14 protein-coding genes are annotated in these 17,140 nt (G+C 46.4%); 3 read left to right on the forward strand and 11 right to left on the reverse strand.

Going from position 1 to position 17,140, the window contains the following annotated elements; genetic code table 11:
* Nucleotides 1-8: 8 nt before the first annotated feature.
* From BC792_RS03580 to BC792_RS03605, 6 genes are all read right to left on the reverse strand, one after another.
* Complete coding sequence (locus tag BC792_RS03580) at nucleotides 9-1,019, reverse strand: glycosyltransferase (RefSeq protein ID WP_148907617.1); 1,011 nt, start codon at nucleotides 1,017-1,019, stop codon at nucleotides 9-11.
* A gap of 2 nt (nucleotides 1,020-1,021) precedes the next feature.
* Nucleotides 1,022-1,972 (reverse strand): glycosyltransferase family 2 protein, encoded by a 951-nt coding sequence (locus BC792_RS03585; RefSeq protein ID WP_148907708.1) that lies wholly within the window; start codon nucleotides 1,970-1,972, stop codon nucleotides 1,022-1,024.
* Between the two features lie 254 nt (nucleotides 1,973-2,226).
* Nucleotides 2,227-2,859: a DUF4199 domain-containing protein gene (locus BC792_RS03590; RefSeq protein ID WP_148907618.1), complete on the reverse strand. Its 633-nt coding sequence runs from the start codon at nucleotides 2,857-2,859 to the stop codon at nucleotides 2,227-2,229.
* 4 nt (nucleotides 2,860-2,863) lie between these two features.
* Nucleotides 2,864-3,532, reverse strand: a complete 669-nt coding sequence (locus BC792_RS03595; RefSeq protein WP_148907619.1) for a hypothetical protein — start codon at nucleotides 3,530-3,532, stop codon at nucleotides 2,864-2,866.
* A gap of 3 nt (nucleotides 3,533-3,535) precedes the next feature.
* Nucleotides 3,536-4,804, reverse strand: a complete 1,269-nt coding sequence (locus tag BC792_RS03600) for a dihydroorotase (RefSeq protein WP_148907620.1) — start codon at nucleotides 4,802-4,804, stop codon at nucleotides 3,536-3,538.
* 205 nt (nucleotides 4,805-5,009) lie between these two features.
* On the reverse strand, nucleotides 5,010-5,582 hold the full coding sequence (locus BC792_RS03605; protein WP_148907621.1) for a UbiX family flavin prenyltransferase: 573 nt from the start codon (nucleotides 5,580-5,582) through the stop codon (nucleotides 5,010-5,012).
* Nucleotides 5,583-6,087: 505 nt separating this feature from the next.
* On the opposite strand from BC792_RS03605, the gene BC792_RS03610 reads away from it, so the two are divergent.
* Nucleotides 6,088-6,741, forward strand: coding sequence for an ankyrin repeat domain-containing protein (locus BC792_RS03610; RefSeq protein ID WP_148907622.1), 654 nt, complete (start codon nucleotides 6,088-6,090; stop codon nucleotides 6,739-6,741).
* Here the strand turns inward: BC792_RS03610 and BC792_RS03615 are convergent.
* Entirely contained in the window at nucleotides 6,738-8,015 is a 1,278-nt protein-coding gene (locus BC792_RS03615) for a DUF2851 family protein (protein WP_148907623.1), read from the reverse strand. The genes BC792_RS03610 and BC792_RS03615 overlap by 4 nt on opposite strands.
* A gap of 80 nt (nucleotides 8,016-8,095) precedes the next feature.
* Between BC792_RS03615 and BC792_RS03620 the strand changes: the two genes are divergently transcribed.
* On the forward strand, nucleotides 8,096-8,971 hold the full coding sequence (locus tag BC792_RS03620; protein ID WP_148907624.1) for a PPK2 family polyphosphate kinase: 876 nt from the start codon (nucleotides 8,096-8,098) through the stop codon (nucleotides 8,969-8,971).
* Between the two features lie 59 nt (nucleotides 8,972-9,030).
* On the opposite strand, the gene BC792_RS03625 is transcribed toward BC792_RS03620, so the two are convergent.
* The 3 genes from BC792_RS03625 to BC792_RS03635 all read right to left on the reverse strand — a co-directional run bounded on the left by BC792_RS03625 (nucleotide 9,031) and on the right by BC792_RS03635 (nucleotide 15,043).
* A complete protein-coding gene (locus tag BC792_RS03625; RefSeq protein WP_148907625.1) occupies nucleotides 9,031-9,819 on the reverse strand; it encodes an SDR family oxidoreductase in 789 nt (262 codons plus the stop codon).
* Nucleotides 9,820-9,927: 108 nt separating this feature from the next.
* A complete protein-coding gene (locus tag BC792_RS03630) occupies nucleotides 9,928-11,799 on the reverse strand; it encodes a RagB/SusD family nutrient uptake outer membrane protein (protein ID WP_148907626.1) in 1,872 nt (623 codons plus the stop codon).
* Nucleotides 11,800-11,809: 10 nt separating this feature from the next.
* On the reverse strand, nucleotides 11,810-15,043 hold the full coding sequence (locus tag BC792_RS03635; RefSeq protein ID WP_148907627.1) for a SusC/RagA family TonB-linked outer membrane protein: 3,234 nt from the start codon (nucleotides 15,041-15,043) through the stop codon (nucleotides 11,810-11,812).
* A 632-nt stretch (nucleotides 15,044-15,675) separates the two neighbouring features.
* On the opposite strand from BC792_RS03635, the gene BC792_RS03640 reads away from it, so the two are divergent.
* A complete protein-coding gene (locus BC792_RS03640) occupies nucleotides 15,676-16,056 on the forward strand; it encodes a hypothetical protein (RefSeq protein WP_148907628.1) in 381 nt (126 codons plus the stop codon).
* On the opposite strand, the gene ribD is transcribed toward BC792_RS03640, so the two are convergent.
* Nucleotides 16,053-17,108 (reverse strand): bifunctional diaminohydroxyphosphoribosylaminopyrimidine deaminase/5-amino-6-(5-phosphoribosylamino)uracil reductase RibD, encoded by a 1,056-nt coding sequence (gene ribD, locus BC792_RS03645; protein WP_148907629.1) that lies wholly within the window; start codon nucleotides 17,106-17,108, stop codon nucleotides 16,053-16,055. The two genes, BC792_RS03640 and ribD, sit on opposite strands and share 4 nt — an antisense overlap.
* Nucleotides 17,109-17,140 lie beyond the last annotated feature (32 nt).

Consider the following 17,140-nt stretch of genomic DNA (forward strand, 5'->3'; position numbering starts at 1 on the left):
CTATTTTTCTAGGCCGACTGCTGCTCTTTTTTCAACAGTACGTGTTGCATGTAGCTGCTAAGGAAGCCCGTCCCATATGCGATAAGCTGCGTGTAGGCTGCTACAACCGCCAAACCGGCGACCTTCCAGCTCTTGGTAGACATCCACGCATGGGAAAACAGCAACAGGGTATATATGCCTATCAAGGTGTTTCCCAACACGCACAGGAAAGAGACGAAATGAAGTCTTTCTTCAGCGATAAAGACGGAAAGGTTCAATAGCAGTAGTGTCGCAAGAGCAAGTACAAAAAAGGCAGGTAACATATGTACTGCTTTCAGTTCGGCAGGGAACAGCTTGTATATATCGATCCGGCCTTTGCCAAATGCGTTTGTTTGTTTAAAAAACTGCGGAAAGGTCGCCCGACGCTTATGGTAGACGAATGCCTCTGGTATCAGTCCGACCTTAAATCCGGCTTCAATCATCCGTATACTGAACTCTATATCCTCCGATCGCCTCGACAGACGAAATCCGCCGGTCGCATCATATACCGATCTTGAAATTCCCATATTAAAGCTCCGGGGGTGGAACTGTCCCACGTGCTTCTTGTTTCCCCGGATTCCGCCGGTCGTAAAAGGGCTAGTCATAGAATATGATATCGCCTTCTGAATTTCCGTAAACGAAGGGTGGGCAGCATCAGGCCCTCCGAAAGCGTCCCAGCCGTGCTGACCGATAGCCGTTTGCACATGATGCAAATAATCTTCCGGCACCAGAACATCCGAGTCGAAGACAATAAAATAGTCGCCCTTCGCATACGCGAAGCCGTGATTTCTAGCAAATCCCTGCCCCTGGTTATCTTTTACCAGATAGCGGACATCTAACCTATCCTTAAAATCTTCTACTACTCGCTTCGCCGGTACCGACGAACCGTCTTCAACAACGATCACCTCAAAGGAAGTATAACGTTGGTGCGTCAAAGACTCCAACAGTTCCTTAATTTCCTGTGGACGATTGTACAGCGGGATAATAATCGAAAAGAACATGTCTAAATCATCTTTTCAATATGGTATTTGTTACGGTCGGTCGCGTTGCGGGATACCAGTTCCGCTATAAAGCCGGTAAGAAATAGCTGTGTTCCGATCAGAATAGCAACCAAAGAAAGATAAAACAGCGGCTGGTCGGTGACATTCCGATATGCTGATCCATTCGCTATGCTCATCAGCTTCTCGAAGATCAGATAGCAGGTGATAAAGAATCCGACCAGGAAACTGAGAACACCGATGGTACCGAAAAAGTGCATCGGTCTTTTGCCGAACTTCCCAACAAAAAATATGGAAAGCAGATCCAGAAATCCCTTAATAAAGCGGCCTGGCCCGAACTTGGTTGTTCCGTATTTGCGGGGATAATGCTGTACCACCTGTTCCTGAATCTTTTTAAAGCCGGCCCACTTCGCTAAAACCGGGATATAGCGATGCATTTCGCCATAGACTTCAATACTTTTTATAACATCTTTACGGTAGGCCTTCAGACCGCAGTTGAAGTCGTGAAGATTATGGATTCCAGACATGCTTCTGGTAACGGCGTTGAACAGTTTCGTCGGGATAGTTTTCGTCAGGGGATCATAACGTTTCTGTTTCCATCCCGATACCAGATCGGCCTGCTGATTGACGATACGGTCATACAGTTCCGGTATTTCGTCGGGACTATCCTGAAGATCGGCGTCCATCGTGATAACGACCTCGCCCTCCGCAGCATTAAACCCAACATTTAATGCCGCCGATTTCCCATAGTTACGGCGAAACTTAATCCCGATAATCTCCTCATGCCCGCGTCGCAGCTCTTCTATCACCTTCCAGGATTTGTCACTGCTTCCGTCGTCTACCAATATTATCTCATAAGAAAATCCGTGTTTTAACATCACCCTGCGAATCCAATCCGTCAGCTCCGGCAAAGATTCTTCCTCATTATACAACGGGACAACAACTGATATATCCATATTAAAATTAAAGTCAAAATAATTCACACAGGCAGGGAGCACCGGGCGCACGGCAAAAATCCGTTCCAGAAAAAGCCTCAATGCCGCAGACCGCGAAGCAGGCATCAGTAATGTATGCGAGCCCGGTAGGTCCGGTTCGACAAGTCTTCCTTTTTCGTTGTCAGACCGTAGCGCCGTGCCTGGTCGCTTTAACGAGAGCGCCTTACCTCCCAATCTGTGATGCACCCGAAAACACCTTCTCGGCCGTCTCTTTTTTAGCCATTCCCGTCTTCCTGCACCGGCGTCGCGTCATTGCCCGTGTTACTTACATTTAAGAAGGCAGGTCGCTCCCGTTTTAGGATCGCCGCCAAGATAAGTGCAAACACAAAATACATAATGAGGCTAACGCCTAGTCCTTTCAACGTCTGTCCTACGGAGAAAGTACGCAATTCGTCGCGCGTCTTCTCGAGATCCGCGACCTGCTTGTCGATAAGGTCGTCGTCTGCGCCGACACTTTCCATAGTTTCGATCGTCATGTTGATCGTCTTGTCAAAGATCACTTGCTGTGGCTCGGGGTTGATCAGGTTAAACAGTGCGCCGCCCACAGTCGAGATAACGACAGCGATAGCCAACATGATAAAGATATTTTTCAATGCCTGACTAAAGTTCCAAAATCCGCCTGCAGCCTTACGTAGTGACACGGCAAAATAGGCGGATAGGGCAATCATCAGGATTAATGTAAGTCCGCCGGTTACCATCGAACTGGTTTTAAAGTTCGCACTATTCATGAGTACGTACATGGAAACAATGCTGATGACCAGGGAGATAATCCCTAAATAAATGCCAAATTTTACGCCTTCCTTTTTTACCTCGGCGGCCGGAAAGGTTCCATAGGGTTCTTGAATCATAATTTTATCTATTAAAGTTTACAATAACTTGGTAAATAGCCGTGTCAAATGATTTGTTGAGCGCGTTGTCTTCAAACTCGTTCAGTTGCTGCGACGAAGGAGATGGCTCCATAAAGAAGCTCACCATTGGATAAAACAGTTCTTTTAAGTCGTCTTGATAGGACAACGAAGCTGCAACTTTACTGATCTCTCCGTAACTACTTTCGACCAGTATCTGGTTGGCAATCACCTTCTCATAAATTGCATATTCGTCCTGAAATTCATCTTCCTCAACTAACAAGAACTCCTTTAGGTAGTCTTCCAATGAAGGCTCTATTTCGTCGTCAGCACATTCTCTAAGATATAAAAATATATTCAACAATTCGGTACCTCTTTCAATGGTATCCTCTTCAATTGCTTCCCACTCCGGAGATTCAAGGTAGTCTTCTTCGAGCTTCTGCACGTCGGCCGCAAAAAAGTTGACCATCAGCAGGTCGAAGTACACTTCCCGCAGTTCCTCGAAACGCGGATGATTATCGAACGCGTCGTCCAGGGCCTGCACCTTATCCATAAAAGGCGCCTCCTTATCGAACGCCGTTTGCAATAGACCGGCAAATACAGAGGCTTCGATACCTTCTGACGCTGCGTACGCTTCGATGCCCGCATCGAAAGCTTGTTTTACTTTTCCATCCATAGCTTATTTGTTTTCGACCAGTTGGCCATGATTAATTACTGCTCTTACTTTTCCCTGCAAACGCTGTCCAAGCACAGGACTGTTTGCTGCTTTTGATTTATTGGTATGTTGATCATACACCCATTGATCTTCCATACTGAAAAGCACCAGGTTGGCGGCACTTCCTTCTGTAATGCCGGGCACAGTCTGTCCAATAATCTGGCGCGGGTTAATCGCCAGTTTGGTGACAATATCCTCGGCAGAGAGTCCTGCTTTCACCAAAAAAGGCAACACGGTCTGCAATCCTATGATCCCCTCTTTTGCAATATGAAACTCCACATTTTTATATTCGATTTCATGCGGTGTATGCTGGGAAACCACCGCGTCGATGGTGCCTTCCCGTAGTCCTTCCAGCAAGGCATCGACGTCTCTTTGGGTCCGCAACGGTGGGTTAACCTTAAAATTACTATCGAAAGCGACCACCTCCGCATCCGTGAAAACCAGGTTATGCGCTGCTACGTCGCATGTCACCTGGATACCTTTTGATTTTGCTGTTTTTATCAGTTCGACAGACTCCGCTGTAGAAATGCTCGTAAAATGAACGGGGGCCTCATTATATTCTGCCAGGAATAAATCGCGTGACACCATTAACGATTCTGCAAGGTTTGGTTTCCCTTTCATACCTAAATAGGTACTCATCTCGCCTTCGTTCATCTGATGCCCGCCTGCAACCGAGTGATCTTCCGGAAAAGAAATGATTAGACCTTTAAATCCTTTCGAATAAAGCAATGCCCTGCTCATGAGACCAGCTTGCTGCAAACTGCGGTCGCCGTCGCTAAACGCGATCGCCCCTGCCTGCTGCATATCGTACAGCTCTGCCAGTTCATTTCCATCTCTTTTCTTGCTGATTGCGCCTATCGGATATACATCCACTAAATTTCCCCTGGCGGTGTTAACCAACAAAGACACCTCCGAACGGCTATGTATCGGCGGGTTGGTGTTAGGGTAAACCGCCACAGCCGTAAAACCTCCCGCCGCAGCTGCGGCAGTTCCAGTTGTCACGTCCTCTTTCGTCTCCAGCCCCGGCACTCCAAAGTTGGTATGCAAATCGAAAAAACCGACCGAAACGAAGCATCCTTTACCATCAACGATATGCGCATCTACATCTGCGGACGTGGTGGCGTCCGCAATTCGACTGATGTTCCCTTTTTCTACCAGAATATCAACGATATGGCCGTGTTGCAGGTGGCCGGGGGATATAAGCGTAGCAGAGGTGATTAGAATATTATCCATGAATGTTCTTTAAACGAATTAGTGGTGAAAACAAAATAGCGTAAACAACGAGCTGAAAAGTCAAAAACGACGCAAGTAATTGTTGCATTTTTTCTTTTGGTAAGACAATGAAATATGGAATAAAAAGATCCAAATCAATACGTCGTTTCATTGAAAAACAAATGTACAAAATTATATGGTAACCCTATTTCAAAAATAGCGGTTTTTATCTATCCTCTCCCCAGGAGTAGCTATCGATACGGATGTCGCATAGAGAAAGTACGCGATCTATCACGGTTGCAGCCAGATCTTCAAATGTCCTGGGCAGACTGTAAAAGGAAGGGCTTGCAGGACAGATAATGCCGCCGGAGTTGGTTATGATGTCCATATTCCGTATATGCATCGCATTCAGCGGCGTTTCCCGTGTTACTAAGACAAGGCGTCTTCGTTCCTTCAACACGACATCTGCCGCCCGCGTCGTCAGATCTGAGGAAATACCATGTGCTATACGCGCTAATGTGCCCATGGAGCAGGGACATACGATCATAGTCTCGTAACGTGCCGATCCAGACGCGAACGGCGCCATAAAGTCGCTTTTCTGATAAAATTTAAACGGATAGGTCTTATAATCCTCGGTTCCCAACTCAAACCTCCAGACATCCTTTGCATTGTCGGACATGACGACACCTACTTCTTCAACCTGGTCTGTCAAACAGGCCAGTTTATCCAGTAAAACCTTTGCATATATTGCTCCGCTGGCGCCCGTAATGGCCACGACGATCTTTTTCTTTTCTTTCATAGCTTCCTTGGCAAAAGTAAAGAAAACTTTCATGATTCCATTGAACCGTCGGCCGTCATCCACTTCTCAGAAGCCCTGAAAAGAGCGACCTACCTTTCTGGATATTGATGAACAGGTGTAAAAAAAGGGTCGAATATGAATATTCGACCCTACATCTACCTATGAAAAACATGCCCCTTGGGAAGGGCATTACAAAAGTAGGTTATAGTTGACGATATACAAACCTTTACGCTAGGTTTTTCAACACTTGTAGAGCATTAGCTACAACACATAAAAAATTAAATGTAGAAACATCTTTTTTTTACGATCTTATTGATATACCGCCGGAAACACTAAAAATTTATTAATTGCTTTTTTGTCGGCAGACGCCCAAACTTTTCAAAACTAAAAGAGATTGTGTCGTTATAGCTTCAATTATACATTATGCACACTTAAAATGTTATTCACAATTGATTCTAATTTCGTATTTTTTTATTTAATTCGTAGGCGTCAATAGAAACAATCAATGAGTTTATACAAGTTAGAAGAGTATATCGAGACCGGAAACCACCACGATTTGGAGGTGTTACTTCGTGCACAGCCGGAGTTATTAAGGGAGAAGACCAGCCACGATATATCTCCATTGTTGCTAGCCTGCTACTACCATAAAGATCAGGTTATTAAAACAATCTTAAACCACCTGACGACCATAACTATACATGAGGCCTGCGCAATCGGCCTCGCTCCACAAATTGAGGCCATGGTGAAACAGAAGCCAGATGTAGTCGAAGAGTTTTCGTCTCATGGGTTTACCCCGCTGGGAATTGCCACCCACTTTGGACAGGAAGCAGTCGTTCGAACACTTTTAACAAAGCGGGCCGATCCCAACGTCTGCTCACAGAATGGCTATCATGTCTATCCGCTGCATACGGCAATTACGGGCCGTTATGACCAAATCAGCAAAATGTTGATAGAAGCCGGCGCTGAAGTGAATGTTGTTCAGAACGCACGCATTACGCCTCTGCACCTCGCCGCACAACAAGGTAACATTGACATAATCATCCTTCTATTGGAGAATGGTGCAGATATTAGCTTGAGGACCGACATGGGTATGACCGCTTCCGACCTGGCTTTTGAAAAAGGTTTTAAAGAGATAGCGGAGATACTGCGCGTCGCTTAATGTCGGAGGATGGAAACGCCGATTGGACATTGCAGACATTTCCTGGCGTTACAATAGTTATATTTTAGATGTAACAGCCCTTGGGAATCCAAGGCGTTCGTTGCCGCTAAAGAATGCTTCGAAAAACTCCGGACAATATTGTTATCTTCTTTATCCAGCTCTTCCAGCCAATGAAAAGCCCTCCATTGCAGTTCTTCCTGTCCCATCTCTTTCCCGTATGCAAAGAGTACCGGAATAAAACAATTAATAATAAGGTGCTCTATAAAACGTGTTGAAAGCTTCGTATCATGCTTCGGCGATTTCTTCTCCATATTAAAATGGTATTGCCAGAAGGGGGTGGCTCTGACACTCTTTAACATCTCGACAAGGGGCGTAATGTCGTTGGAAGACAACAATAAAGCAAAAATATATGGACTACTATTATATAGGGCCGCGAGCTGGGCTAGTCTATAGGTCGGAAAGTTATATGGCCTCATCCGTAGGAACTTCCATTCGGCCGCCGATATTTCTGACAAGTTGTGCACCCTTTTCAGGTAACGGTATTCCTCCTGCAGCTCTTTCAGATAGGACTCATCGAGATCTTTCTGTAGGAAGCCGGCCTGTCCGAAAAACATGGCCTCCAGCTTGGTTGTATCCCCATGGTATTTCCAGACCAAAGTTAAGTCAACTTTTTCTGCTAGTCTTTGAAAAACATCTGCATTAACCTTCGTGCCGAAGCTGCGACACAGTTGCTGAAAAAGGCCATATTCCCAGCCCTTCTGTTCTGTCACGACAATACGCCGTAGATCTCCTACCCGTTCTTCCAGCCGTAACACGGCCATACGCTGCAAAACCTGAACCTTCAAAACAGATGATACCGTATCGAGTTGCTTTGCACAGGGGATCCAAGCTCTGTGCAGCAACATCCGTTTATAGCGCTCTACCAGCTGCTTCGGCAGCAGCTCTTTGATCACCAACGTCGGTATCATGGTTTTGTCCTGTCGGAAAGCGTCAATTGGAAAGGTGTATACAACATGTAAAATAACATTGTTGTATTGCTCATCCTGATCGTGCCCGTGCCTTGTCCAATCCCGTCCATCGACATGGATTTCGACATGTCCGACCCAAAGCTTGTCGCCTATCAGCAACTGGCAGTACAAAAAATCCGGACCCGCGTTAATGTTGTGCTCGCCTACCTGCACAATCACGACCTTTTCACCCTCTGTATTATACAGGTCAAATTGGTTAAAAAGCCGAAACTGCCAAACAAAATGGAGTAGCTCTTCTGCAATCATAACTTAAAGTTATAAAAATTAACTATACATACGATAAATATAATTGTTTTTTTAGGTATATTCGTATAAGCGAGAATAATATGAACATGGATATTAAGCACCTTAAAGCCGGCAAAGGGGTCCAATTGAACCGTATGCCCACCGATGTGTCCGATAAAATCAGTCCTGATTTTGCACAGGAAGAGTTAAAAAAGCTACGTAAAAAGTTGGCGAAACTTCAGGACGTCATGTATGCGCACAACCGCTATGCCGTATTGGTGTGTCTACAGGGCATGGACACTGCAGGAAAAGACAGCCTCATCCGTGAGCTCTTTGAGGAGTTTAATGTCCGTGGCGTAGAAGTTAAAAGTTTTAAGACGCCCACTTCGCAGGAGCTTCAGCACGACTATCTTTGGCGCCATTACATAAATCTTCCTCCCAAGGGGAAATTTGGTGTTTTTAACCGTACGCATTATGAAAACGTACTGGTCACGCGGGTGCACCCTTCGTATCTTTTAAACGAACATATTCCCGGCATTACCTCGGTCAAGGATATCCCTGAGAATTTCTGGCGGCAGCGCTTCTCACAGATCAATAACTTTGAGCGGCATCTAACGGACAATCACACGATCGTTTTTAAGTTCTACCTCCACCTAAGCAAAGCAGAACAAAAGAACAGGCTATTGAGAAGGCTGGAAAAGGAAGAACATAACTGGAAGTTTTCTCCCGGAGATTTAGCCGAACGTAAACTTTGGGGACGTTACATGGAATGCTACGAAGAAGCGATCCGCGAAACCACAAAACCGTACGCCCCATGGTATATTATTCCGGCGGATAACAAGGATATATCACGGTATCTTGTTGCCAGGGTTTTATGGGACACCCTTTCGAAATACCACGACATCCAGTATCCGGAATTGGATGAAACTATTCAAGAACAGATTCAACATTATAAAAAAGAGCTGGAAAAGGAATGAGTTTAACGGGCGTCCGTCATCCGTTTGACGCATTTCTTATCTACAAGCTCGATCAGTTATTAAAGCAGGCCGGCTGCTGCCCCGCCATCCAGCGGGATCGCCGCTCCTGTCAAAAAAGAAGCGTACTCCGACGCTAAGAACGCAACTAATGAGCCATACTCCCGCGGGTCGCCCAGCCGCTTCACCGGAATGGCCTCGATACGTCGCCTCTTCAATTCGTCGAACGGGATACCGGTGTCATCGGCCTGCTGCTTCAGCAGGCTATTCAACCGGTCAGTATCAAAGAATCCAGTTAAAATGGAATTAACAGTGATGCCATCCGATGCAACTGCCGATGCCAACGTCTTACTCCAGCTAACTAAAGCTGTCCGCATCGTATTTGATAACACTAAGGTCGCACTAGGTTCTTTGACCGTCATCGAGGATACGTTAATGATACGGCCAAAACCCTGATTCCTCATATGAGGGAGAGCGAGCCGGGTTGTATTTACAGCATTTTGAAATAAAAGCTCAAAAGCGCGTTGATAGTCGGTTTCCGTTTTTGTAAAAACTCCTCCAGCTGCGGGTCCGTTGGTGTTATTTACCAAAATATCGACATGGTTTACCGAAAAAAAACGTGCCATGCACTTATGGTGCTGATCATAGTCTTCAAAATCCGTTACGATATAACGGTGATGTTGCTCCTGGTCCACCGGAAGCTCTTTCAATGCAGCTTTCAGCCGGTCCTCGCTTCGTGCCATCAAAACCACGCTTGCACCACTCGCCGCCAGCTGCTGTGCGATAGCCTTTCCTATGCCGGCCGAACTTCCACCGACCAGTGCTGTTTTCCCTGTTAATGTAATATTCATTGAGTAGATTTTTTTCTAGTCCTATCCCACCGTTAAAATAGTGATTTTACTAGTATACGGCAACCGTTAAATTAAAAGAAGCGAGAACGGGTCTCGCTTCTTCTATTATTAGTATCCTGGGTTTTGCACCAACTTCGTATTTCTGTTGGTCTCGTCCCGATGAAAAGGGGCGAAATACATTTTGTCGTTCCAGGTTCTATTTTCAATTCCGGGGTCCAATGTACCGACTGTATAAGTGTAGTTATAGTTCTCGGTATTATATCGGTACACAGACACCTGTTTTCCCGGCTTTAGTTTACCTTCTATGCGGATGAGACTAACCTTCCGGCCGAGTGTCTGTGGCGCAATCATCCAACGCCGGGCATCGAAGAATCGATGTTCTTCATACGCCAGTTCGATGCGCCGTTCATTTTGATAACGCCTCTTCAATGCCTCTCCGCTGTCGTTGATGGCAGGCATGCCTGAACGAAAACGAATACGGTTTATCCAAAGTTTTGCCTCTTGTTCCTCGCCTAGCTCAATACAGGCTTCTACATAATTCAGTACGGCTTCTGTATAGCGGAGGATCGGCCAGGGAATCGACTGTCTTGTATTCTGGTCGACAATTGCAGGATCAGCATCTACGAACTTACGATAATAATAACCGGTGTACGAACCGTTCCAATCTTCAATAGGTCCATTCCTCGTATCCAGGCCGAACTGTACCGTTTTTGTCCCAGATCCATTTCCAATTTCATATTGACCCGTTTGTATCTGGTTATATGGGTCACGATTTTTTACGTCGTCTGTCCGAGGCTTCCAATCTGCGCCGTCGTACAGTATAGTGGCATAAAAGCGAGGGTCGCGATTGCGGTATGGCGCAGCTTTATGCTCTGGATTATTCCAGTCAAACCGGTTGCCGTTAATCATCTCGTAGTCGTCAACCAACAGCTGCGTAGGTGTATTTCCCGACCAGTTATGGTAGCCGTTTGGCCCATTATCGCGACCTACCCAACCTCCCCGCTCGTCTTTAAGATCAATAAAGAAGCGCCCGAGAATCAAGTCTCTTTTAGCGTCGGTATCCGCCAGCTTGCTTCCGCCTCCCATGGCGAGAGCTGTGTAATTAGCTCTGCCTTCTTCTGCTGTGACAGGCCCGTCTAGGTCTAGCTTATAGCGGTATTCGGCATGATCCAGAACAGCTTTACTAGCCTCTTTTGCTTTCTGCCAGCGCTGCATCCGGTCGCCCGTCGTGTATCCGAGATACTCTGGGTTAGCATAGTCTCCCAGTACATCTGATTTCGACCTGGCGGTAGCGTTGTCAAACAGATCGCTCGCGGCGTATGTCAATACACGGGCTTTCAAGGCCAGCGCCGCAATCTCGTTTGCCCGGCCATCTACTTTTTGCTTCTCCGCTAATAGCAGAGCTGCAGAGTCGCAATCGTCGACAATGAAATCAATACATTCTTCAAAGGTATTACGGCTGAGCGTATAGTCTGGATCTCCCAGTTCATAAACTATATTCACGAGAGGCACGCTTCCAAACATCCGCACAAGCTGGTGATAGTAGTAGGCTCTGAGAAAGTACGCTTCGCCCAGCAGCTGACTTGCTTTAGTCGGATTATCGAACTGCGGATTCTGCAGATTCATGATAGCGGTATTAGCCGCCCGGATCCGGGTATACATGTTTCCATACTGATAGGTATCCATAATATATCCCTGATCCGCGGCGTTTGCCCGACCTTCATTAACCGTATTAATGCCCCGTCCCGGATGTGTAAAGAGCGCCTCATCGGTCATGGACGCCAGTTGCTGCTCATAGAAGCCCCCCACGCCGAAGCCGTTGTATATCTCAAAAACAAACGCTTCTGCCAATGCCGCGTCGGTCCAGACAACTTCCTTGGGTACTTCTCCTAAGGGTTGTGTGCTCACAAAGTCGTCGTTACAAGATAAGGCAAATGCACTAATCACAACGGTATACAGCAAATATTTTAAGTTGTTCATGTCTAAATAGTTAAAATGATACCATAACGCCGGCGTTCACCAGACGTGCCTGCGGATAATATTGTCCCAATTGATTTGTTGACTCCGGATCGTATACCTTGATCTTACTCCACGTCAGCAGGTTTAAACCGCTCAGATAAACACGTAGATTGTTAATGCCCACTTTATCTAACAAATTTTTCGGCAGATTGTACCCCAGCTCAACATTCTTCAAGCGAATATAGTCGGTGCTACGTAGCCAATAGGTGTTATTGTTTGAATAGTATTGATCACTCCTGTCGGTGATACGCGGATGTATGCTGCTGGGATCATCGATTTTCCATCTGTTCTCATAAAAGTCCAATAAATAGTTTCCTATTGCTCCGGACTCATCTGTGCCTACGCGCAGCTCTCCGCCCGTAGCTCCCTGAAAGAGGATGCTTACATCAAAATTTTTATACGTTAAACCGAGGTTAATACCGCCCTGAAAGGTAGGATCAGTATTTTTGTCTCTCCGTACACGATCGTCGGGCGTAATCTGTCCATCTCCATCGTAGTCCAAGTACTTCATATCGCCGGGGCGAAGGTTTCCTATTACCGCACTATAGTCGATATTGTTTGCATCTATTTCAGCTTGATCACGGAATACGCCATCGTAGATGTAATATAGCCCGGCGTTAATGGCTCTTCCGGTACTTTGTTGCCACGCGGGAGCACCTGGTGCTTCATCCCAAAAGATAATCTTATTTTTCGCATAACCGCCGTTTACGGACACCCGGTATCCGACCTCTCCTATCTGATCTTGCCATCCGACGTTAAATTCCCATCCCGAGTTGTCCACTTTTCCGATATTCTCGGCCGGTAATGTCATCCCCGTGCTTTGGGGAATGGAGGCATTACGACGCCAAAGAATACTTTCCCTGCTGTTCTTAAACAGATCGATCTCTGCGTTCATCTTTCCGCCAAAAAACTGAAAGTCAAAGCCCAGATTATAATTATTGGCTACCTCCCAGGTGATAAAGTTGTTTGGTACACGGCTCTCATATAATGACTTGACGACGTCATTGTTGATGATATACGTTCCAAACGCATACGTAGAATAGTACTGATATTCCTGCAAAGCATCGTCGTAATAAATATTATCATTTCCCATCTCCCCATATGAACCGCGGATCTTAAAATAGTTAATAAATGAAATATTATCTTTCCAATAATCCTCTTCCGACACGAGATAACCTAGCATAATTCCGGGAAAAAAGCCATAGCGGGAATTTTCCGGAAACATATAGGAACCATCATACCGCCATAGAAACTCCCCGATATATTTATTCTTAAAGTTGTATCCGACCCGCCCAAAGTAATTCAAACGAGCACGCTCCCATGCCCCCCCGTTATTGTCTTTTTCTGCATCTCCTCCTGCAAAAAGATAGTCAATACGCTGCGAGATAAAATAGCGTCGGAACGCACTGAAGTTATCATTACGTATCGTTTCTCTGTTCACCCCGGCCAAAAGGCTCAGGTTGTGATCACCGATAGACTTATCGTAACTTAACACCGCTCCCATCAAAATATTTAGCTGATCTTCGTCGCCCTGGGTCAGCCGTGGGTCGGCAGGTCCCCGGATTCCACGAACGAGCCTTGGCGTAGTCCCATCTTCTTCATAATCCCCTTGCCAAGTATATAGGTACCAAGGAATCTCCCATCTTTTTGTCTTTTTGATATACTTATCGACCGACGCATTTAAAGACAATTTTAACCCTTCTATCCAGGGGTTCGTGATATCAATCTGTCCGTTGGTTTGCAGGTAATAGCGCTTGTCTCTGTCGTAACCGGTCTGATCCGTCGTGATTACGACCGGGTTTTCCCCATGTTCGATATCGGGTCCGGGCATACCGTTGGGCCAAAAGGCAGGCATCGTCGGGTTACCGCGCATGAGCATCCGGAAGATTGTGCCCGCACTCTTGGTCGGGAAGTTACGGTCTTCCTGCCGTCCCAACACGCCAAACTGCGTTTTTATATAGGGGCTGATATTGGCGTCGAGGTTGATCCGAAAATCGTACTGCTTATACCCTGTAGCCGAGTTTTTGTAATAACCGTCCTGATTTTGATATCCGATCGATAAAAGATAGCGCATATCCTCTGTCCCTCCGTCGATCTGGAGGTTATGCCTCTCCTGAGGCGACCAATTTTTCAATGCGGCGCCATACCAGTCGGTGTTCGGATGGCCCCATGGGTCTGTTCCATTAGCAAAGAGTTCCCGGTCTTCCGGTGTAAATGGCGCTGTTACAGTTGTCCCGTCAGGGCGGGCATAGCTTCCCGTGGTATTGAAACCATTTAAGGCGGCGTTCCACTCGGCTACGGGGAGCTTGAAAATTTCCAGCTCATTCCGCATCTCCGCGTATTGAACCGCATCCGCGAGTTTGGGCACGACGGTGGGCTGGGACACGCCGTGGTTGTAATTATAAGACAACTGTGGCTTTCCGGTTTTGCCTCGGCGCGTGGTGACCAGAATGACGCCGTTGGCGGCCCGCGCTCCGTAAATGGCGGCCGAAGCGTCCTTTAATATGGAAATGTTCTCGATATCCGCTGGGTTAAGGCGTTCGAAGCCCCCTTGCCGGGCGGGAATGCCATCGATCACAATGAGCGGACCACTGTCTCCCAGAGAATTTGTACCGCGGATTTTGATGGTGGAGCCGTCGTATCCGGGTTCAGCACTGCCGTTTGTTGCGATCACCCCCGGCACCCTCCCGGCTATGGAATTGGAGACGTTCAAAGCGGGCGATTTTTGCAATTCAGTCCCCTTCACGGCAACGACAGAACCCGTCACGTTCTCCCTCTTCTGTACGCCGTAACCGACCACTACCACTTCGTCAATGTTGGCGTTGGCTGAAGTCAGCGAAATATCGATGGCGCTTCGCCGAGAGATGCGTTCGGTAACCATCTGCATTCCCACCATGTTAAACTGTAACTGGCCATCGGCAGGAACATCCTGCAGTTCATACCCGCCATTGGCATCCGTCGTAGTTGCCAGCGTAGTCCCAACAACGGAAACTGTAACTCCGGCCATAGGTTCACCGGTCTCCTGATTGCGAACAACCCCTCTTACCGTGATCTTTTCCTGCTGGAAAGGGCTCAGGACGCGAGCTTCAGAAGTGGATGTGTAGGCATGACTGTCTAAAACAGGATAACCACAGCATAACAACGCGGTCCCTCCTGCCCACAGGAGCTTTTTCAGCTCTTTTCTGTAGAATCTTTTGATTAGCATACGTGTAAGTTTAAGTTTATATGATTAGATTTATTTGATTCCCTCTTTAAAATACGCTGCATCATTACCCAACACACACCCAATATATGTTTAAATGACACTTAAATTTTTTCCACAGGACTGCCCACTCTTAGGTAACCGCCAATATGAATTACGGAAGGCCTGTCGGCGCTCGATTCTGCACCGTTGCACAACACAGCGTACCGCAAGTCAATAAATCACCAGAAAGAGCAGAAATCCCTAAGTTTTTTGTTTAATTGTTAGCAAGTTGATACCAATGTGGTTCATAGTAGTTTTTGTTTACAGTTGATTAAATAGTAGCTTATAGTTGATAGTTACAAAACGAAAGAATTCGATATATGTTTTACCGCGTTTTTTAGAATATTGAAAATGAGCAGATTATTTTTTTTATCCTAACCATGTTGCACGAGAATACCTTTTGCAATCGGCAGATGTGAAGAGGTTGGCTGACGCCGGGCTACATACGTATCTCCTGCCTCACCCCTCTTCTCGGCACCATCCGATCAGGTCCGCCAAGCTTTAAGTACGCGTTATAGAATCAAAAAACGCTTACATGTTTTTTAAATACCTTCTTTTTCGTAACTTTAGGATAATTATAAACTTCTATTATTATGCACACGAAAACAGAATACCTTATTTGGGACAAAATCGTCAATAGTGCTAAAAACAGAATAGATCTAGCTAGCTATGGGGAGAGAGCCAGCAAAATCAGCCCAGAGGTGATGGACAAATTTATTCTCCATATTATAGCAGCCTTCGCCTCCGGAGAAGATCACTGTAGTATATCGACCAACTTACACAATGAACTTCACCATATCGGCATAGACGTTCAAGAGGATGTTATCGACAAAATCATTGAAGACAAGCATGTGGTCTTCAGTGCGGAAATATATGCCGCCTACCTTACCTTCTCTATGTTAGAAGACGGCTATTCGGAACAGGAAGTGCTGGGCTATATAAGTGATTTGTTGGATAGCCCTAAAATACATTAAACTTCCTTGTAGTAGAGTTTTAGCCGGTCGTCCCCCACGTTAATTTCTTCAGAAGGAAATTGTTCGATGCGTGGAGAAGCTTTTCCTTTGCCCCATCGAGCGGCCGATTCAAACACACGGGCCTCGTCCCACAAGCCTGCATCCAAGAAAAGCTGCAATGTCTTCGCTCCGCCCTCAACGATCAACGATTGTACATCCATCAGGTAGAGTTGGTAAAGGATATTCTGTGCAAGATAGAGATCGAAATTCTCTAGCTGAATTAACTTCTTATTCGGTTTCCAATCGGTTTGCTTTGCGTTGAAAACAATAGCTTCGGACGTTCCGTCGAAAATCGCAGCATCGTCTGCTATGCGGAGGTCCCGATCGATGACAATGCGTTTAGGATGCTTGCCCTTCCACAGACGTGTGGTTAATGCAGGATTGTCTATTATTGCAGTAGCCGCTCCTACCAGAACAGCGTCTTCTTCGCTTCTCCATTTATGTACAAGCTGCCGGCTGGCTTTATTGGTTATCCAGCGTTGCGCATCTTCTTCGGGTGCAAAAAAACGGTCCGACGTTTCCGCCCACTTTAAAATCACATAGGGGCGCTGCTTCGTAACCCGCGTAAAAAAACGTCGGTTTAAAAATAGACATTCCTGTTCCAGCACGCCAAGTTCGGTTGCTATGCCGCCGTCACGAAGTTTTTTGACCCCCTGTCCGTTCACCTTCGCAAACGGGTCAAGGCACCCAATAACCACCCTATTGAATCCTTTAGCAACAAGCATATCCGCACAGGGGGGCGTCTTTCCGTAATGGGCACAGGGTTCGAGACTCACATACAGCGTCGATCCATGGAACAGCTTCGAAGCCTCCTGTTCACCGAACCGGGCGATCGCCTCCTCAACAGCATTCACCTCGGCATGCGGACCGCCATAAGGGGAAGTATAGCCTTCACCGATAATCCTGTTCTCATATACAATAACTGCGCCTACCATTGGATTGGGGCTGACCGTTCCCATTCCAAGGACGGCGAGGTCGAGACAACGCCGCATGTACCTCTCGTCTTGTTGCATACTGCAAAACTAGTATTTAATATCAAAAAGTG

The organism is Sphingobacterium allocomposti (genome assembly GCF_008124885.1).
GTDB lineage: Bacteria > Bacteroidota > Bacteroidia > Sphingobacteriales > Sphingobacteriaceae > Sphingobacterium > Sphingobacterium allocomposti.